This window comes from Pseudomonas sp. (assembly GCF_030684895.1).
In the GTDB taxonomy this organism is placed as follows: domain Bacteria; phylum Pseudomonadota; class Gammaproteobacteria; order Pseudomonadales; family Pseudomonadaceae; genus Aquipseudomonas.
In genome coordinates this window covers 84,381-104,020 of sequence record NZ_JAUXXP010000090.1, presented here as the reverse complement: position 1 = coordinate 104,020, position 19,640 = coordinate 84,381, and the positions used below count along the sequence as shown (strand labels likewise).

At 62.1% G+C, this 19,640-nt stretch carries 15 protein-coding genes; 1 reads left to right on the top strand and 14 read right to left on the bottom strand.

The window, feature by feature from the left end; translation table 11 throughout:
- Positions 1–26: 26 nt before the first annotated feature.
- The 14 genes from Q8M42_RS20090 to yaaA all read right to left on the bottom strand — a co-directional run bounded on the left by Q8M42_RS20090 (position 27) and on the right by yaaA (position 18,234).
- A complete protein-coding gene (locus Q8M42_RS20090) occupies positions 27–491 on the bottom strand; it encodes a multidrug transporter (RefSeq protein ID WP_304864847.1) in 465 nt (154 codons plus the stop codon).
- 108 nt (positions 492–599) lie between these two features.
- Positions 600–2,039 (bottom strand): mannose-1-phosphate guanylyltransferase/mannose-6-phosphate isomerase, encoded by a 1,440-nt coding sequence (locus Q8M42_RS20085; protein ID WP_304864845.1) that lies wholly within the window; start codon positions 2,037–2,039, stop codon positions 600–602.
- Positions 2,040–2,209: 170 nt separating this feature from the next.
- Positions 2,210–2,854, bottom strand: a complete 645-nt coding sequence (locus Q8M42_RS20080; RefSeq protein WP_304864843.1) for an alginate O-acetyltransferase AlgF — start codon at positions 2,852–2,854, stop codon at positions 2,210–2,212.
- A 65-nt stretch (positions 2,855–2,919) separates the two neighbouring features.
- Positions 2,920–4,062, bottom strand: coding sequence for an alginate O-acetyltransferase (locus Q8M42_RS20075; RefSeq protein ID WP_304864841.1), 1,143 nt, complete (start codon positions 4,060–4,062; stop codon positions 2,920–2,922).
- A gap of 11 nt (positions 4,063–4,073) precedes the next feature.
- Positions 4,074–5,561, bottom strand: a complete 1,488-nt coding sequence (locus tag Q8M42_RS20070) for an MBOAT family protein (protein WP_304864839.1) — start codon at positions 5,559–5,561, stop codon at positions 4,074–4,076.
- Positions 5,562–5,706: 145 nt separating this feature from the next.
- Entirely contained in the window at positions 5,707–6,807 is a 1,101-nt protein-coding gene (locus Q8M42_RS20065) for a mannuronate-specific alginate lyase (protein WP_304864837.1), read from the bottom strand.
- 17 nt (positions 6,808–6,824) lie between these two features.
- Positions 6,825–8,249: an alginate O-acetyltransferase gene (locus Q8M42_RS20060; protein ID WP_304864835.1), complete on the bottom strand. Its 1,425-nt coding sequence runs from the start codon at positions 8,247–8,249 to the stop codon at positions 6,825–6,827.
- Between the two features lie 11 nt (positions 8,250–8,260).
- Positions 8,261–9,850: a mannuronan 5-epimerase AlgG gene (gene algG, locus Q8M42_RS20055; RefSeq protein ID WP_304864833.1), complete on the bottom strand. Its 1,590-nt coding sequence runs from the start codon at positions 9,848–9,850 to the stop codon at positions 8,261–8,263.
- Positions 9,851–9,862: 12 nt separating this feature from the next.
- A complete protein-coding gene (locus Q8M42_RS20050) occupies positions 9,863–11,359 on the bottom strand; it encodes an alginate export family protein (protein ID WP_304864913.1) in 1,497 nt (498 codons plus the stop codon).
- 14 nt (positions 11,360–11,373) lie between these two features.
- Positions 11,374–12,759, bottom strand: a complete 1,386-nt coding sequence (algK, locus tag Q8M42_RS20045) for an alginate biosynthesis TPR repeat lipoprotein AlgK (protein ID WP_304864831.1) — start codon at positions 12,757–12,759, stop codon at positions 11,374–11,376.
- A gap of 11 nt (positions 12,760–12,770) precedes the next feature.
- Positions 12,771–13,937, bottom strand: coding sequence for an alginate biosynthesis protein Alg44 (locus Q8M42_RS20040; RefSeq protein WP_304864829.1), 1,167 nt, complete (start codon positions 13,935–13,937; stop codon positions 12,771–12,773).
- Between the two features lie 34 nt (positions 13,938–13,971).
- Positions 13,972–15,459, bottom strand: coding sequence for a mannuronan synthase (gene alg8 / locus Q8M42_RS20035; protein ID WP_304864827.1), 1,488 nt, complete (start codon positions 15,457–15,459; stop codon positions 13,972–13,974).
- 82 nt (positions 15,460–15,541) lie between these two features.
- Positions 15,542–16,852, bottom strand: coding sequence for a nucleotide sugar dehydrogenase (locus Q8M42_RS20030; RefSeq protein ID WP_304864825.1), 1,311 nt, complete (start codon positions 16,850–16,852; stop codon positions 15,542–15,544).
- Positions 16,853–17,454: 602 nt separating this feature from the next.
- Positions 17,455–18,234 (bottom strand): peroxide stress protein YaaA, encoded by a 780-nt coding sequence (gene yaaA, locus Q8M42_RS20025; RefSeq protein ID WP_304864823.1) that lies wholly within the window; start codon positions 18,232–18,234, stop codon positions 17,455–17,457.
- Positions 18,235–18,548: 314 nt separating this feature from the next.
- Here yaaA and dmeF point away from each other — a divergent pair, with 314 nt between their 5' ends.
- Positions 18,549–19,556, top strand: coding sequence for a CDF family Co(II)/Ni(II) efflux transporter DmeF (dmeF, locus tag Q8M42_RS20020; protein ID WP_305285463.1), 1,008 nt, complete (start codon positions 18,549–18,551; stop codon positions 19,554–19,556).
- Positions 19,557–19,640: the final 84 nt, after the last annotated feature.

The following is a 19,640-nucleotide window of genomic DNA, read 5'->3' as shown; positions in this document are numbered from 1 at the left end:
TCCTTGTTGTTTTCATGGGGCAACGCTCAACGGCTGAAGCTGCCTTGCAGGCGCTCGGCGCGAAACTTCAGGGTGCTGGCACGGTAGCCGCTGCGCAGGGTGGGCAGTGGCAGGCAGCTTTGCCATTCGGCGCCCGGTAGCAGTTCACCCGGGCCGCTGTAGCGTGGGGTTTCATACAGACGCTCGGCCAGATTGACCCTGTCACCAGGTCGGTAGGCGGCTATTTGCCATTGCAGTTCAAGTAGAGCCGCTTCACTGCCGTTTTTCAGGTTGAGGGCCAGCGGGCGATCCGCCGGGCAACTGTCGGGGGCATAGTCGAGGCGTAATTCGAGGTACGCCAGGTGGCGATTCTCACGGCTTTCCTGCCAGAGCACCCAGCTGGTGACCAGGCCCAGGCCTATCAGCGCGGCGAGGGAAACCGGTAGCGCCTTGCTCGGGTAGCGGATCAACAGGATCAGCCAGCTCAATACCAGGATTGCGCCAAATAGCATGGGGGAAAATGGCCTTGGTCGATAAACAGGCGTTCATCCTACACAAGGCCGGGCGGTGGGGTACATGCTTTGACCCGCCAGCCCATGTTCAGGGCTGGCGGTTATGCGTCAACCTGCGGCGAGGCTGAGGGTTGGGGTTTGGCTGCGGCCATAGACATCATCCAGGCGCTGGATGTCGTCTTCACCCAGGTAGCTGCCCGATTGCACTTCGATGATTTCCAGGGGGATTTTGCCGGGGTTGCTCAGGCGGTGCACCGAGGTCATGGGGATGTAGGTGGACTGGTTTTCGGTGAGCAGGAACACCTTGTCATCACAGGTCACCTCGGCCGTGCCAGAAACCACGATCCAATGCTCGGCGCGGTGGTGGTGCATCTGCAGGGAGAGGGTGGCGCCGGGGTTGACCGTGATGTGCTTGACCTGGAAACGCCCGCCCATGTCCACCGAGTCATAGGAGCCCCACGGGCGATAGACCTGGCAGTGGTTCTGGGTTTCGCTGCGGCCGTCGGCATCGAGCTGGTTGACCATGGCCTTGACGTCCTGCACGCGGTCCTTGTGCACGATCATGGTGGCGTCTTTGGTTTCTACCACCACGATGTCTTGCACGCCGATCACCGAGACCAGCTTGCCGTTGCCGTGCACCAGGCAGTTGTGGCTGTCGTGTATCACCACATCGCCGGACAGCACGTTGCCGTGCTGATCCTTGGGGTGTACGTCCCAGATTGAGGACCAGCTGCCGACATCGTTCCAGCCAGCATCCAGCGGCACCACACAGGCACGGGTGGTTTTTTCCATCACCGTGTAGTCGATGGAGTTGTCCGGGCAGCAGGCGAAGGTGGCGGCATCGATGGTCACCTGGCTGCCGTCGATCTGGCTGCGCTCGAGCGCCAGCAGGCAGGTGTCGTAGATGTCGGCATCGTGCTTTTTCAGCTCTTCGAGGTAACGGCTGGCGCGGAACAGGAACATGCCGCTGTTCCAGTAGTAGTCGCCGCTGGCAACGAACTGGCGGGCACGATCCTCATCGGGTTTTTCGACGAATTGCGCAACGCGAATGATGCCCTCGGGCAAGGCCGGGTCCGCGACGGACTTGATATAGCCGTAGCCGGTTTCCGGGCGGCTGGCGGGGATGCCGAACAGCACCATTTCGCCTTTCTCCGCCGCCCGGCTGGCGAGTTGCAGCGCCGTCTGGAAGGCCTGCTGATCGCTCAGTACATGGTCGGCGGGGAGGATCAGCAGCAGCTCATCGCGGCCCTCGGCGAGCAACTGCATGGCGGCGATGGCCACAGCTGGCGCGGTGTTGCGGCCAAAGGGTTCCAGCAGAATGGTCTGGGTTTCCAGATGTTGGCTGTTGAGCTGCTCCTGCACGATAAAGCGGTGCTCCAGATTGCACACCAGCACCGGCGCTTGCATGCCCGGGAAGCGCAAACGCTTGATGGTTTGCTGGAACAGCGTGTCGCTGCCGGTAAGGGCGAGAAACTGCTTGGGATACTGTTTGCGCGAGAGCGGCCAAAGTCGCGAACCGCTACCGCCGGAGAGAATTACTGGAATCATTGCATGTACTCCTAAAGCACTTTTGGTTTGGTAGGTCTGCCGGCCAAGGCCGGATCTGCCCTGTTACCCAGGCTGTCGTACGGCGCTGGGGGATCACTCCAAAACGTCTGCCACTGCAGGCGCTGCTTTGCTGTGCTGGTCATCGCCAGCACTTGTACTTGTCAGGCTATTCAGTCGGTTTTTGCCGGGCGCTTGACCCACACCGGTGAGAGCGCCTTGCCGCTGCCGGTGATGTACAGGCACACCACTTCGCCACGGGCCAGGGTGACGGGCTTGAGGTCGCTGACTTTGCGCTCGCCGTCGAACAGCGCCAGGCTGATCTTGACCGGGTTGACTTCGCGCTGGCCGTTGGCGTCCGGCGCTACGGCGTCGACCACTGGCTTGCCGTCGGCAGTTTTCAGGCTGAGGGTGCTGTCCGAGAGGTTCTGCACCCGCAGCAACGCCTTGCGCTTGTTATTGAAGGGCGCCTCGGCCACCAGTTTGGGCGGCTCGCCGACCTGGCTGACCAGGGTGTAGAAATGCTCGGCTTCGAGCTTTACCGGCAGGCTGTTGCTGCCGACCTGGGCGCTGTAGCTGCCGGCCGGAAGAAAGCTGAAGTCACTGGAGGCCAGTGGCGCAATGTCGTTCAGCTCGGTGTTGCCGACGCTGAAGTTCTGCTCGCTGTTGCTGGCGTTGTAGCCGCGAATAAAGGTCGAGCCCTTGGGCGCGTTGGGTGCGTACAGGCCGCCTTCGCCAGCGCTGGCAGTGAGGCTGGATAGGCTCAGTGCGAGCGTGCAGGCATAGAGCATCCAGCGGTTTGAGGTTGATCTGTGCATGGGTAGAACTCCCTGTGGGTGAGTTAACAAAGCGGTACGCAGTACCGTGGTTGCGGCGCCAGGCTTTAATGCCTGTCGCTGGCGGCTAGGCGGCGGTTGCCGCTGGGGTGTTTGAGGGCGCTTAGCCACTGCGCGTCGAAGGCGCTGAGGTCGTTGCTCATGGGCAGGTAACGCTCGGGAAATTCCCAGATCACCAGCTGCGGCGGGGCGTCCTGCAGTTCATCGCTTTGCAGGTACTTGAGCATCGGCACCAGCGGGCCTTGGCCGTCTTCGGCGTGGTTGCTGAGGTCGCGTTGCAGGTGCTGGCGCAGCGCCCCGGCAAAATTCCACGCGGGGTTGGCGCTGTAGCTGGTGCCAACCAGGGCCACCGGCATCTCGCTGTCGCTGAACAGCGCATCGGCCCCCGCCGCCTGCTTGGCGGCCTGGGTTGCGTTGCGGCGCAGCTGATCGGGGGGGGGCAGCAGGTGGCCGAACAGCGGCTCCAGCGGCAGAAAGCGGGTGAGGTCGCCCTTGTAGGGTTTTGCCGGGCTGGCCTGGGTGACAAACACCTGCGGCTCGCCCGCCAAGCTGATGGCGCTCTTGAGCGTGCTGCTCAGTTGCTGGGCAACCAGGTCTGCGCCGGCCGGCGTCCAGTGGGTATCGGTACGCAGGAACATGGCGCCGCTGGCTTTACCGGCCTGCAAGGTGCTGAGCAGGTCCGGCGCGGCAATCTCGGCGTCGCGCAGCTCATTGAGGAAGCGTTGGTAAAGCCCCTGGCGCAGGCTACTGGTCGGGTTGTCACCGACAAATTCCGGGTACAGCCGCGACTTGCTCGGCACGATGGCCAGCAACAGCATCACGTCGTGCTGCGCCAGCTCATCGCGTACCCCTTTGATCAGCGCCAGGTTCTCGCGCACCTGCTGCGCGCCGTCGACTTCTGGTTTGAACTCTTCACTGGAGTACAGCCAGCCCTGCTCGCCAATCTGCACGCCGGGTCGACCTTCATTGAACAGCAGGTAGTCCAGGCCGGCCCACAGGCTGGTGCCAAGGGTCTTGAGGGGGAAGTGCTCGTCGTAATGGCTTTCGAAGGTCTTCGCCAGGCCACCGTCGATGATGCTGAATTGCTTGGGCAGCTGATAGCTCAGTACCCCGCGTATGGACCAGGCAAACAACAGGCCCAGCACGCTGATAAACAGCGCGATATAGAGTGTGCGTAACGGGCGCGTCATGGTTGGCCTCCTCAAAACTGGAAGTACAGAAACGGCGAGTAGCTCTGCGCCGAGAGCTTGAGTACCGAGGCGCAAAACAACAGCAGCAAGGCGCCACGCATCAGGTAACGGGGCAGGGCGATACTCGCGCTGGCTGGTGCCAGCAGCAGGGCACCGCTGCTGGGAAATAGCGCGTCGCCAGCGCTTTGCGCGCGCTGTCGGTAGAACTGGCGCAGGCCGCAGAAGGCCATCACCGCGTAGGCCAGCAGCAGGGTGGCGATCTGCAGGTCGCTGATGCTGGCGCGGTTCAGTTCACTCAGGGCCCAGCCCTGACTGGTGAACATCGCCGGGTTGAACAGTGCGCTGTACATACGCCAGGCCACGTCGAGGTTCTCGGCGCGGAAGATCACCCAGCCGAGCATCACCAGGAGGAAGGTGAACAGCCATTTCAGCGGGTTGATCAGCGTGGGGGCGGCGTTTACTCCCAGCGCGCGCTCGATGGCCAGCCACATGCCGTGCCACGCGCCCCAGAGCAGGAACGTCCAGTTGGCGCCGTGCCAGAAACCGCCCAGTAGCATGGTCAGAAACAGGTTGCGGTAGGTGTTGAAGGTGCCGCCACGGTTGCCGCCCAGCGGCACGTAGAGGTAGTCGCGCAGCCAGGTGGACAGGCTGATATGCCAGCGCCGCCAGAACTCGGTGATCGACTGGCTGATATAGGGCTGGTTGAAGTTTTCCATAAAGCGGAAACCCATCATCAGACCCAGGCCGATGGCCATGTCGCTGTAGCCGGAGAAGTCGAAATACAGCTGCGCGGTGTAGGCCAGCATGCCCAGCCAGGCGTCCCCGGTGCTGGGGTTCTGCAGGGCGAAGATATGGTCAACCAGCGGCGCCAGGCTGTCGGCGATAAACACCTTCTTGACGAAGCCCTGCATAAAGCGCGTGGCGCCTTCACTGAATTTGTCGAGGCTGTGGCTGCGGTCGGTGAACTGCTCGGCCAGGTCCTTGTAGCGCAGCACGGGCCCGGCAATCAGCTGCGGGAACAGGGCGATAAAGGCGGCGAAATTGATCAGATTTTCTGTGGGCTTGGTGTCGCCGCGGTACACGTCGATCAGGTAGCTGAGCGACTGGAAGATATAGAAGGAAATACCGATCGGCAGGATCACATGGGTCAGCAGGAACGGCTCGAAGCCGGCACCCTCGAGCACCTTGTTGATGTTCGCCACGCCGAAGTTGGCGTACTTGAAGTAGCCCAGGGTCGCCAGGTTGCCGACGATCCCCCAGAGCACCCAGCGCTGCGCCGCCTTGGACCTGACACCCGCCTGATAAATGCGCAGGCCGAAGATGTAGTTCCACAGGGTGACCGCGACGAACAGCAGGAGGAAATCCACCCGCCACCAGGCGTAGAAGGCGTAGCTGCCGATCAGGATCAGCAGGTTGCGATAGCGATTACTGCTCAGGTAATACAGGCCGAGAAAGATCGGCAGAAACAGGAACAGGAATACGTTGGATGAAAACACCATCCGTAGATCTCCGTTGAGTAGCCACTCTTCCGGGGCTCGCAAGCCCCCCTTTCCCCCCGCGAGCAGGAGGTTTGTTTCACCCTGTCACCGGACGGGTTTACAGACGTAGCAGCGCCTGGGCTAAACGCTCAGCCCAGGGCGCGAATCAACTGCCCTTGGCGTGCTTGCGCTCGAATACCTGGCTGACGTTGCCGCCGAGGCGGAAGGTGTTGAACGGGCCCATCTTCTGCTGCAGCGCCTGGGTGTCTGCCGAGCAGCTATAGAGCACGCAATAGGGCGCGAGCCAGGCGTACTTGTTGGGTTTTTTCAGGTCGTCCATGTCCTGTTTGTCGCCGGTCTTGCTAGCGAATGCGTCCGGGTCATCCACCCCGTTCAGTACCCGTTCGGCCAGGCGCTGCAGTGCGCCGTGGTTCTCCGCGCGTAGATCGACGCCGTTGGCTTGGGCGAAGGCGGCGATCATCACCAGCGGCGGCAGGCTGTAGTTGTGGTAGGCCAGGGCGCGCTGGCTGCGTTTCAGCTCGTTGGGCAGGTAGCCGTCGGCATCGACTTGGTTGGCACCGATGCGAAACTGCGCCACGGCCCAGTCGAACAGGTCGCGGCGATCGGTGGCGATGGCAGTGGCCATCACCGACCAGGCCGACCAGTAGCTGTGGTTGTTGATTTTCTTCAGCGGCAGATCGCTCCAGTCCTGCACGGTGTGCTCGGCCAGCGTGCTGAACCAGGCTTCGATGCGCTGGGTTTGTTGCGCATAAGCGGCCAGTGGCTGCGAAGCTGAAAACTTCAGACGCAGGTAGGCCGAGGCCAGGCTGCCCAGCGCCCATTTGCGCACCGATTTGCCGGTGTGGTTGTACTCGTTGCTGAGCAGGGCGTCGGCTTCTGCCCAGTCGTTCAGCCACTGCAGCGCGCATTCAAGCTGCGCAGGTTGGCCATCGCGCAGGTACTGCATGATCAGCCGATTGACCCCGCGTTCCATCTCGGTGATGGCGGCGGTCCTGCTACGAAAGGCCTTTTCCGAGTCGAGATTGAGGGTGGCGCGGGCCTTGCCAGAGCCTTCGTATTTGCTGCGAAACACCAGCTTGTCGGTGTAGGGCGGCGGCGTTGCCGGGCAGGCTTGGGCCTTTTTCTCGGTAACCGGCACGGGTGCGTAGTAGCCCGGCGGCGGCACCAGGCTGGCGGCGAACAGCGCTTGGCTGCATAGAGCCGCGCCGAGCAGGCAGGGTGCGAGGAACCAGCGGGTGCGAGGCATCAAACCTCCTGGGCGGTTCATTGCGCGCGCGCCGTAAGGGCTTTGTCGTCAGCGCTGGGGCGCTTGCACAGCGTGGCCTCGACGCTGAGATTGGCCGGCATGTTTTCTGGGCTGTGAATGTCCAGGGCGAGCAGGTTGAGGTCGGCCCAGTCGGCGTCGTTGCGTAGTTCGAAGACGTAGCGGCCGTCGGTGGGCGCGCGGTCGCTCTGTTCCAGCTTGAAGTTTTCGCGCCGCCCGGTGAGGTACCAGAGGGTGGCCTGGGCCTGATGCACGCTGGGGTCGCTGAAGGTCAGGTCGATCTGGTAATCGCCGCCGCGCAGATCCTGCAGTTGGCTGTTTTCGCCGTTGACCAGCACCTGGTTGGCGCCGGGCTTGAGGGTGACCTTATTCTTCATCACTGCCTTGCGGCCCGCACAACCGTTGTCCACCAGTGGCACGGCCTGGCGGTAGAAGCTTTGCTGCGCCAGGTCGTAATGGGTGGCGAATTCCCAGAGCAGAATCTGCGGCGGGTTGTCGTGAAATTCCTGGCTGGTCATGTACTGCAGCAGGGCGCTGTCGAAGCCGCCGCCACTGACCGAGCGGTTAAGCACTTCGGCGCCGCTGTGCTGTTGCAGAAAACCGGCGAAGTTGTAGGCCGGGCCGCTGTTGCTGGTGCCGACCAGGGCAATCTGCGGGTCGGCTTCGTCGCCGAACAGGCTGTCGCTGTCGGCCTCACCCTGCATGGTGGTCTCGAAGCGCGGCACGTATTCGGTGGCGTAGCTGGTGCCGCAGAAATGGGCGGCGGTCTTGTGCAGGGTGCCGGCCTTGGGTAACAGGCCGGTGATATTGCTTGCAAACTGCTGCTGGGGGATCTCGTCGAATGCGGGAATTTCCTTGAGCGTCTCGGCCACCAGTTTGGCGGTGCGCTCGGCTCCGGCGGGCGTCCAGTGGTGGTCGGCCTTGAAGTAGTAGTCGGTGTCCACGCCCTGTTCGTCAAACAGCGGCGACAGGTCGGTGGTCCAGATTCCGGCCTGGCGGAAGCCTTCGATGGCCTTGAGGTAGTTCTGCTTGGCCAGCTCGAAATTGAACTTGGCTTTTTCCTCGGCGGTGAGCTTTTCGCGGTTTACCAGGCCGCGAGTCGGTTGATAGACGATCAGCAATTCCACGCCTTTGCGCTTGAGCGCATCGCGCAGGCGCTTGAACTCTCGGTAGCCGGCGGGCGTGGTGCCAAAGTCGGTGCGCAGGTCGTAACGGCTGCGAAACAGCCAGTCACCTTCGCCCTGCACCAGGGCGGTGAAAAAACTCAGGTATTTGCTGTTGTACTGGCTGGGGTCCTGGGCAGCGGGGCACAGCGGGCCGACCCGCTGCACCTGATACTGCGGTTCGGCCTGCGCGCCAGCGGCGACACCCAGCAGGGTGCAGGCGAGGGCCAGTTGGCGGAATTTGAAAGGCTGTGTGTTCACGTTGTCGTTCCTCAATCCTGGAGTTCGGCCTGGCTTTCCACGGGGTCGATCAGCACGGCCAGTTGGCGGCGCACCATCAGGTCGAGGATTTCTTCCTGCTTTTCACCGAGGATGCCGCTGAAACTGATGCCGATGCTTTTGCTCGGCGCGAGCATTTCCACGCGGTACAGCTCAACCGATAACGGCGAGTCGATGGACAGCGGGCCGGAACCGTTGGCCGCGAGGGTGCCGCCGACCACGATCATCGAGACCTCGGTGTCGAAGGGGTCGAGCTGGATATTGCGGTCGGTGTCGGAGAGGTCCTTGATATGCCCGTACACCCCGCTCAGGCCGTTGGCGGCGGCGACGTTCTCGTACAGGCGGATATTCAGGCTGTTGCGCAGGCGAATGCCGTGGCGGGCATTGTTCAGAACCTGGTTGCCCCACAGCAGGTTGTCCGAACTTTCATAGAGGGTGATGCCGTCCGCATGGTTGCCGTACACCTGGTTGTAGGCCACCAGGTTGTTCACGCTGTTACGGTCGATCACGATGCCGGAGAGCTTGTTGTCGTAGCTCTTGTTATTGAAGATCCAGCTGTTGTCGACCTCGCGGGAGATGATGATGCCGTGCTTCTTCTGGGTGCCGTGCACGCTGTTCTCGGCGATGATCAGGCCGTGGGAGCGGTCGTGCGGGTCGATGCCGTAGACGATGTTGTCGCGGTAGGTGTTGCCCTTGATCACCACGTTCTCGGCTTCATAGCAGTAGAAGCCGTACCAGTGGTCGACGAACTCCGAATCGATCAACCAGCCAGTCGGCTCCGGGCGTTTCAGGCGGGCCTGCATGCCTGGGGTGTACTGGGTGATGCTGACGCCGTAGGACTTGCTGGTGTTGTAGCCCAGGCTGGTGAAGACACTGGCGGCGATATACAGCTCGCTGCCGCCCCAGGACACCAGAAAGGGGCGGAACTCATCGGCGCTGCGAAAGCTCGCCGGGGCGTTGTCCGCTTCACGCCAGGCGGTGAGTTTGGTTTCGGTGAAAAACAGCTGGCCGTCATTGACCATAAAGCTGCCGCGCTCCTGGGACAGGCGCAGCTCCTGGGTGTCTTTGCCCACGTGCAGGGTCGCGCCCTGGGCCACCACGATGGGCAGGCGTGCCAGGTAGACGCCCGGTTCAACTTCGCTGAACTGACTGTCCGGCAGGCTGCGCGCCAGATCCTTGGGCGTCACGTAGCCGCCTTCGATAAAGATCGCATGGGGCATGCCGTTCTGCCGTGCGACCCACTCGCGTATGCGCTCGTTGCCGCCGATAAAGTCCTTCAGCGCATCCTGCTGCAGCATGCGCCGCACCACTACCTTGCCGCCTGGTGTGCGCTTGATCTTGGCTTCGACGGCAGCGGTGGTATAGCCGCTGAGGTCGGGCAGTTGCGGCGGGTCCAGGTGCAGCTCGGCGATGGGTGCGCTGGTTACCGTGTAGTTCTGCGTCGGTTTGACTTGTTTCTGCGCTTCGCCGGCCGCTGCCGTGGCTATCCAGGGCGCGGCCGGCTGCAGCGCGCCGAGCAGCAGGCCGCTGCACAGCAGGGCAATGCCGATGGCGCGTTTGAGTGTGCTAGGGCGTGGCGTCATGGCGCGGGGTCCTTAGAATTTCCAGATAACATCGATAAAGGCCCGATGCATAAGCGAGTCGGTGTCGCTGCCGTAGGCATCGCCAGGCTTGAATACGCCACCACGCAAACGCACCAGGGCTGCGGGCTCGTCGATGGCTTCGCTCATCGCTGCAGGCAGCAGGCCTTGTTTGAAGTACTTGGTGACGACCAGATCAAGCTCCTGGCCGAGTGCCTTCTCACCGTCCACCAGGGCTACCTGCGGGGCAGGGCTGAGATCGGCGAATGGATCATCGAAACGCGCGTTGATACCGCTGCGGCCGATCTGCTGGTGCGCATCGACGCGCCAGAAGTGGTGGTAGACCAGACTGGCGTCGTAGTCGTCGGCCAGCTGCCAGGAGCCGAACAGGGTGGCGGCCTGCAGGTTGCTCAGCTCGCCCCGGAAGGCCTCGCCGAAGCGCTGCACACTGCTGCGGGTGCCAGTGAAGGTGGAGCGGTTGCTGTGCAGGCCGGTCTGCCGATAGTTGTCGTTACCACTGCCGTCGGCATCGCCGCCGCCGCTGCCACGAGCGTAGGCCGCACCAATCTGCCAATTGGGATCAAGGCGCAGACGCAGGCCCAGGTCAGTGGCCCAGGCGTTGAGGTTGGTACTGTTCTGAGCGCCGGCAACGCTGTCATCCAGGCTGTTGTTGAGGCTGTTGTTGAGGCTGTTACGTTCGCCCGTCAGCGAGGTGAGGCTGGCCCAGTAGTTGAGGCGCTGCTGGTTGCGAAAGTTGTACGCATCGCTGTGCGCGTGCAGGCCCAGCCAGGTGAGGTTGCCGTTGGCGCGTTTGTCCAGGGCGTCGATGGGCTGATTGGGGTCGGCCAGCGCGCCGTCGTCGCGTGAGTGATGCGCGCGAAAACCGAGCCAGTGCCCTGGCTGCCACTGTGCGGCGATATCGCCGTACAGGTGCAGGCGGTCTTCGTCTTCCGGGGCCAGTTCGTCGAGGTCGCTGCGGTACTCACTGAAGCGTTGGGCGGCGCCCAGGCTGGCCTGCAGCAGGGTGGTGTCGAAGCTCCAGTTCAGCGCTTCGATATTGCTGTCGCGCCATTGCCCGTCGTCGTTGTGCAGGCGTTGGCGACCCAGGCGCAGGTGTTCGCCGGGGTAATCGGTGAGGCCGGCGTAGTCGACCCAGAATTCGCGCAGTGCCAGGTAGTTCTTCTTGCGGGTGCGGCCATCGGTCTGGGCGGACTCCGGCTGGTCTGCGGACGACTCCAGGGTATCGGTCTGGATGATGTCGCTGGCCACCACCGCCTGGCCCATGGCGAAGGCGCTCCAGTCACCCCGTTGGGCGCGCAGCCAGGGACGCAGGTCGAGGGCGATGCCGTTAGCGTCGCCGCCGCCGCGGGTGCCGAGGTCGCGGTCTTCTTCCGATTGCGCGGTGATCTTGATGTCGGTGCCAAAATGCATGGCGTCCATCTGCACGGCCCAGGCCTGGCTGCTGCAGAGCATGGATAGACCAAGGCCGAGGCTGATCGGGTTGAGTTGCAGCAAGGCACGGCGCTTCATGGGTTGTGCGCCTGCAGAGTGGCTTGATCCTGCCAGGCCGTGCCGCGCAGTTGGCGCTCATCGGCGAGCAATTGCGCGGCCTTGATGCGCTCGCTGGGGCTCAGCTGCTGTTCGCTGCTGCGCGCCAGTTCGCTGGCCTGCGGGGTGTTCTTCGGTAGGGCCAGCTGGCTGAAGACAAAGGCATTGACCGGGTCTGGCTGGATGCCTTTGCCCTGCGAATACATCTGCGCGAGGGCGAAGTCGGCGTTGATCTGGCCATTGCGCGCGGCGCTGAGCAGGTGATCGAGGGCCTGTTGCGGGTAGATGTCGCCGAGATAGCCGCGCAGGTAGATCTGGCCGAGAAAGTAGTTGGCGCTGGGTTCGCTGGGGGCGGCCTTGCGCAGGTGCTCTTCGGCTTTCTGCGGGTCTTGCGGCAGCAGCTTGCCTTCGTAGTACAGGCGCCCGAGCAGCAGTTCGGCGCGTGGCAGGGCGGCGGCGCGGCCTTGTTCGAGGTAACCGAGCATCTGCTCGATATCACCCAGGGCCGGGTAGTCGTAAAGCAGTCGCGCCAGGCTCACCCAGGCCGCGGGATAGTTCGGCGCAATGGCTTCGAGCATGGTCTGCGCCTGGCTTTCGTCCGGCTTGCCGAGTTCGGCGTCGGCCAGCACCTGGGCCACGGCATCCACCCGTTGCGCGGGGATCGCCGCGCTGTGGTAGGCGGCCATCAGGCGTTGAATCAGGGCTTTCTGCTGTTTGGTTTTGCCTTGCTTCTGGTACACGGTGGCCAGCTCGACATAGCAGACATCGGCCTGGCTGATCAGGCCCTGGCAGATCTGTTCGATCTCATCCAGGTGCTGGTCGTAGTTGCCCTGGCTGCGGTACAGCAGGATCTGCGCCAGATCGGCCTGGGTATGGCCTTGTTGGCGCCAGGTAGTGAGGCGTTGTTGTACGTTCATGTCGGGATAATCCTGTGGGAATTGCAGGTACAGCATCACCAGCGGCAGCAGGCTGCCGGGTTCTCCCGCAGCGAAGGCCTGCTCCAGTAATTGCGCGGCTTCGCGGCGTTCGGCAGGGCTGTAGGCGGGTTTGCGGGCGAGCAATTTGCCTAGCCGCGCCTGTGCCCGTGGCGAGCCGTCGAGGGCGCTGCGGTAGGTCTGCTCGGCTTGCTCCAGGCCTTCTGCGGAGCCGCTGGCCAGTTGCAGATCGGCCAGGCCGATTTGCGCGTCGACATAGCCCAGCTCGGCCAGCTGGCGGAAATGCTGCTCGGCGGTGGCGTGGTCGCCCTGCTTCAGCGCTGCCACGGCCAGGCGCTGGTCAGGCAGGTTGGCGCAGGCGCTCAGGCCCAGCGCCAGGGTGAGGGTGAGCAGAGGCGTGGCCAGCGGACGGGCGTTGAGGTTCGACATGCGCCTGCTCCTCAGAGACCAGCCGCCAGGGCTTTGTCGATCATCCAGTCGAACGACGGGCCGCGGTCGAGCAGCACTTCCACCGGTTGCCCAGCGAGGTTGCTGCTCAGGATCTGCTCGGGTTCGATCACCACGCGGATATCCGCTGCCAGGCCACCTTCATGCAGGCTGCTGCTGACGATCTTGCCGTAGCGCGGGGCATCGTCACCGGCGACCATAAAGCTGGCGCGGCTGCCGATGCGGGCCTGGGCAAAGTTGCGGTAAGGGAAGCTCGCCAGCACCGTGGCGCGGGTGTTTTGTGGCACCAGTTCGAAGATCACATCGCCCTTGCTGGCGAACTGGCCGTCGGCCACCAGCTGACGTGCCACCTTGCAGTCGCAGGGGCTGGTCAGGGTGCCTTTGATCTGTTTGCCGAACAGGGTTTCGATGTTCGCCGGGCTGAGTTGCTCGTCGCTCAGGTGGCCTTTGAGCATCTCCAGCATGCTGGCGGAAAATGAGGCAATCGGTGCGCCTTTGGCCACGCTGCCATCTGCGCCGATCAGGCTCTGCACCGTGCCTTCGCGCGGCATGGTGACTTGCAGGCTAGGTACGTTGACCAGGGCTGACTGGGCATGCGTGACGAAGTACAGACCGTACACCGACTTGAAGATAAACCCGAAGGCCGCCAGGCCCACCAGCAAGATCGCCAGGCTGAACGTCACGGCCTTGAGGCGGCCGAGTACGCTCATGGCGGTGCCACTGTTGGCCTGCTTGCGCGCCTTGGTGAAGTTGTCGCGCTGCAAGGTACTCAGCAGGTCGCCGGCGCTGACCAGCTCACCGCCCAGGTAGGCGCTGATCAGGTGGCGCAGGGTGGCCTGTTCGCGTGGTTTGAGGTTGTGCAGCTGGCAGCCGATGCGTTTGCTGTCGCTATCCACCGAGCGCACCTGGAATTCGATGTCGATACCCAGGTTGAAGCTGTCGAGCTTGAATTGCAGGCGGCCTTTGTGGAAATCACCGATCTGCATCGCCTGCTGGTTGTCGATCACGCTGAAACCACCTGCCGAGATATCGCAGAGCTGTAACTCGGTACGCTCGCGGCTCTTGTTCAGGTAGTGCACCTGGGCCGGGATCTTCACCCGGGCATGTTGGCGCTGGGCTTCGGACTCATGCACCACGTTGACGTTGACGGCTGTATTCATGCTTGCAAATTCCTGTTCAAAAGGGTCGCGCTCGTCACACCAGCACCAGCAGGGTGGCGACGAATAGGCTGGCGGCAGAGAAGGTCATGGCCCGCGAGGACCAGGTGTTGAACCAGCGCTGAAAACTCACCAGGCCGCGATCGAGCTTGGTGTTCTGGCGGGTCCAGGACTGCTGGTCGAGACGGAAGAACACGTAGATCTTCACCAGCGCGCCGACGATCTGGTTGTAATAGAGAATCAGTGGGTAGGCCGGGCCGATGTGGTGCCCGGTGACGCTCAACAGCAGGGTCAGAATCAGCCGGGTCAGGCCGATCCACAGCAGGTAAGCCAGGAAGAAACCGAGGCCATATTTGAGGCTGGCGATGATCGCCACGCTCAGGCCGAGCAGGCTGGTCCACATCGACACGCGCTGGTCGAACAGCACCAGGCTGGTGAAGCCACCCAGGCGTTTCATGCCAAGACGCAGGGCGCGGGCGTTCTGTCGCAGGTTGTTGCCGTACCAGCGGAACATCAGTTTGCGGCTGGCCTTGATAAAGCTCTTTTCCGGCGGGTGCTCGACCGTGTTGATCGCCGCATCCGGCACGTAGAAGGTGTCGTAGCCCAGGCGCATCAGGCTGTACCAGCTGGACTTGTCATCGCCGGTGAGGAACTGGAAGCGCCCCAGACGCCAGTGGTCGAGGTGATCGCTTTCCACATCGGCGATAAACGCCGGGTCAGTCACCACTTCGGCGCGGAATACTGACATGCGCCCGGTCATGGTCAGCACGCGTTTGCTCAGGGCCATCGAACACATGTTCAGGTGGCGCTGGGCGAAGCGCAGCTTGTGCCATTCGCTCATCACATAGCTGCCGCGCACCTCGCAGAACTCATTGGTGGTGAGGCCGCCGACATTGGGGAACAACTTGAACCAGGGCACGGTTTTGCGCACCACCCCTTCGCCGAGCACGGTGTCGCCATCGATCACCGCTACTACCGCATCGGCATCCGGCATCTGCCGGGAGATGGCGCGAAAGCCATAGGCCAGGCCATCCCGTTTGCCGGTGCCGGGAATGCGTACGAAGTCCAGGGAGACATGTTCCGGTGGCTGCATCTGCGCCCAGAGGTTCTTCACCAGTAGCTCGTCGGAGAGCTCAACGATGGAGCAGACCAGGGTTGTCGGGTAGCCGCAGTCAATCGCTTCGCGAATCACCGAGCGGTACACCTGGGCAGTAGTCAGGGCATCGATGCGAAAGCTGGTGACCAGCAGAAACACCTGGGACGGGTCGGCAGCTTTGCCGAGCTTGGCCACCTGGCGCCGGTAGTAAGGAAACACCAGATAGAGAAACAGCATGCCGCGCACGAAATGCACGGCACCCATGGAATAACGCCAGATGCCAACCGCGCCGATCAACAGCAGGTAGTCGCGCGACTCGGGGTCGAACACGCTCCTGGGCAATGCCAGCGCCAGCAGCATCAGCAGTGATAAGTAGAACAGCCAGCCAGCGGCCTGGTTGAGGCCGCTTTTCAGCGTGTGGGTTTGCATAAACATATCCATCGTCTGTGCCAGATAGCCCTGGTCGGCGCTTGGCCGCCCAGGGCTTGCCTCAGCTCACAAGCTGCAGGGGTTACCAGCAGATGCCTTCGCTGCCGGCACGCGATGCCGTCGGCATAAAGCCCACCAGGTCGACCACGTGTTTGCCGTGCAAGGCCTGCTGCGCCAGTGGGGCAAAGTGCATGTCGCTGTTGCCCAGGACGATGATGTCGGCGCCGTCCACCACGGCATCGAAGTCACTGCTCAGCAGTGAGGAAACGTGGGGGATCTTCGACTCGATGTAGTCCTTGTTCGCCCCGTAGACGCGGGCGTACTCGACGTTGCGGTCGAAGATGCTCAGGTCATACCCCTTGCCGATCAGCATTTCCGCCAGCTCCACCAGCGGGCTTTCACGCAGGTCATCGGTGCCGGCCTTGAAGCTCAGGCCGAGCAGGGCCACCTTGCGTTTGTCGTAGCTGGCGATGATGTCGAAGGCGTTCTGCACCTGGATGGCGTTGCTGCGCATCAGCGAGCCAATCAGCGGTGCCTCGACATCCATGGCCCCGGCGCGGTAGGACAGGGCGCGCACGTCCTTGGGCAGGCATGAGCCGCCAAAGGCGAAGCCGGGTTTCATGTAGTACTTGGAGAGGTTGAGCTTGTGGTCCTGGCAGATCACGTCCATCACATCGCGGCCATCGACGCCGGCCGCCTTGGCGATATTGCCGATTTCGTTGGCGAAGGTGACCTTGGTGGCGTGCCAGACGTTGCAGGTGTACTTGATCATCTCGGCGACATCGATGCTCTTGCGGATGATCGGCGCATCCAGCTCGCTGTAGATGCTTTCCAGCAGGTCACCGGAGGCCTGATCCAACTCACCGATAACCGTCATGGGCGGGAAATCGTAATCCTTGATCGCGGTGCTCTCGCGCAGGAACTCCGGGTTTACCGCCAGGCCGAAGTCGACCCCGGCCTGCTTGCCTGAGCACTCCTGCAGAATCGGTAGGACTACGTTTTTGGCAGTGCCGGGTAGTACCGTGCTGCGTACCACCACGGTGTGGCGCTCGGTTTTGCCGCGCATGGCCAGGCCAATTTCACGGCACACGCCTTCGATGTAATTGAGCTCCAGGTCGCCGTTTTTCTTGCTCGGCGTGCCCACGCAGATAAACGACACGTCGCTGTTAAGCACCGCATCGATCACATCAGTGGTGCCGCGCAAATTCCCCGAAGCCAGCCCCTGTTGCAGCAGTTCTTCCAGGCCGGGTTCGACGATTGGCGATTTGCCATTGTTTATTAGATCAATCTTGCTGGCGGATACATCCACGCCAATCACCTGATGGCCGCGTGCCGATAAACAACCGGCACAAACTGCCCCGACATAACCTAAACCGAAGATGCTAATTCGCATCGCATTCACCTCGTCCATTTATTGCGTAATTAATTAGTGGCGACTTGCCACGGTTATTCGTTAGTTCGGCACGCACAGGTGCGTGAACTAATACAGGCATAAAAGTTGGTTGGTAGCGTGGCGCTACCGGAGCCGGGCTTTGTATGTAGCACGCCCGTTCTATATGTCTGGCCAGTGGCGCGATAGGCTCTGGCGTGAGGCTTACTAGTGAGTCATCGAGAAGTTGATAGTTCCATCTGGTATTTGTCCGTAACTTTCTTTGGGGTGAGTTTCTGCGCCGGATATAGATCCGGTATTAATCGCAGATATAGTCACGCGGAAAGTTGCATGAAGAAAAACATCGTGTCGCTATGAGTCCGATGTTTTTCTGATGGTTCCTACCGTCCGTCATCTTTTGCAATGAAATGAGAACTGCTTGGTAGTTGTACTTTGATGGCACTTTGCAACTGTCTGGCGGAGTAATTCGCGCGGTGTATATGGGTGCTAGAAAGTTCAATGGTGAAGTTGAACTTTAATAAAACTGACTGTTTGAATAGGTACTGAACGGCGCGGGAAATAGCGGGGAGCGGGCCGTTGGCGCGGCCCGCAGGGGAGGGCGGGGTTCAGTCCTGGGGATGATCGCGGAGGAAAACCAGGGTGCCGGTTTTCGAGTTTTCCGCCGAGTAGCGGTAGCCCTCATAGGTGAAATCCTTGAGGCCGGCCGGATCGGTCAGGCGCTCCTTGATCACATAGCGTGCCATCAGGCCGCGGGCTTTTTTCGCGTAGAAGCTGATGATCTTGTACTGACCGTTCTTCAGATCCTTGAACTCGGTGTCGATGATCCGCGCATTCAGCGCCTTGCGTTTCACCGCGCTGAAGTACTCGTTGGACGCCAGGTTGAGCAGCACATCGTCGCCCTGAGCGGCCAGCGCCTCATTCAACCAGCCGCTGATGCGCTCACCCCAGAAGTCATAGAGGTTATTGCCGCGCGGGTTGGCCAGCTTGGTGCCCATTTCCAGGCGGTAGGGCTGCATCAGGTCGAGCGGGCGCAGCACGCCGTACAGGCCGGAAAGCATACGCAGGTGGGTTTGGGCAAAGTCGAAGTCCTTTTCGCTGAAATCCTCGGCGTTAAGCCCGGTGTACACGTCGCCCTTGAACGCCAGCAGCGCTTGCTTGGCGTTGGACGGGTTGAACGGTCGCTCCCAGCTACCGAAACGCGCGGCGTTAAGGCCCGCGAGCTTGTCCGACAGATGCATCAGCTCGGCGATCTGCGCCGGGCTGAAGTCGCGCAGCTGCTGGATCAGGTCCTGGGCGTGGTCGAGGTGTTCGGGCTGGGTAAAGCGCGGGGTCGCAGGTGGCGTCTCGTAATCGAGGGTCTTGGCCGGGGAAATCACCATCAACATAAGCTGTGCTCCTGAAAGTCTGCGGCGATTTTAGGCCGAGCGGTGGTCGAGGCTCTAGCTATTATGCCGATGGATTGTTTTGTGACCTGCTGGATGTAGGAGCGGGCCATGCCCGCGATGCAGCTTGTAGCCCGGATAAGCCCTGGCGCAATCCGGGAAATACACCGCCTGCAGCACCGTGCCCCGGACTGCGCTGCGCTTGTTCGGGCTACTCCTCATCAGCGGGCTCCTACTGATCGTCCGGGCTAGGCGCTTGACCCAGGGGCCGCCACGGGGTTGTAGTCTGCCCAGGTCGAATCCTCCAAGGAGCTGTCATGACCGCTTGCAATCATTCGCGCTGGGAGCCATCCCACGACTATCGCCCGCTGGAAACCACCGCTGAACGTCAGGCCTGGCGCGTTGCCGCGCTGACCGGGGTGACCATGTTGGTGGAAATTGTCGCCGGCTATGCGTTCAACTCCATGGCCCTGCTCGCCGACGGTTGGCACATGGCCTCGCATATGCTCGCCATCGGCCTGACGGCGCTGGCCTACCTGTTGGCGCGACGCTATGCCAACGACCCACGCTTTGCTTTTGGCACCTGGAAGGTTGAGGTGCTGGCGGGGTTTGCCAGTTCACTGATGTTGCTGGTGGTGGTGGCGATGCTGGCGTTCGAGTCGTTCTGGCGTTTGTTGCAGCCCCAGGTGATTGCCTTCGAGATGGCGCTGTGGGTGGCGGTGGTTGGCCTGTTGGTCAACCTGGTCTCCGCCTGGCTGCTGCGCGATAGCCATGACCACGGACATGCCCATGGGCAGGGCCATAGCCACGCTGGCGCGCATGATCATGTCGATCACGATCACGATCACGATCACGATCACGCAGCGCCAGCGACAGGTAAGGACCTTAATCGCCATGCCGCCTTTATCCATGTGCTGGCCGATGCGCTGACCTCGGTGGCGGCCATTGTCGCCTTGCTCGGTGGCTTGCTGCTGGGCTGGGATTGGCTCGATCCGCTGATGGGCGTGATCGGTGCGCTAATCATCGCGGTGTGGGCCAAGGGCCTGTTGATCGAAACCGGCAAGGTGCTGCTCGATCGCGAGATGGACAGCCCGGTGGTCGAGCGTGTGCGCAGTGCCTTGGCCCAGGAGGCAGACACCGAACTGGCGGACCTGCACCTATGGCGTGTCGGTCGAGCGCAGTTCGCCTGCATCGTCAGCGTGGTAACCCATGGTGACGGCTCGGCGGATCGCTACAAGGCGCGGCTGGCGGGGATTGCGGAGCTGGTGCATGTGACCGTGGAGGTCAATCGCTGTGCCGATGAGCACGGGGCGGTGCGCGGCTGAAAGGTAAAAATATGTCGGCTCGAACGCCGGTGGGACTTCCGACTTTAACGGCGACCGCGCAGTGCGCCAAGCGCTATTTGTCGC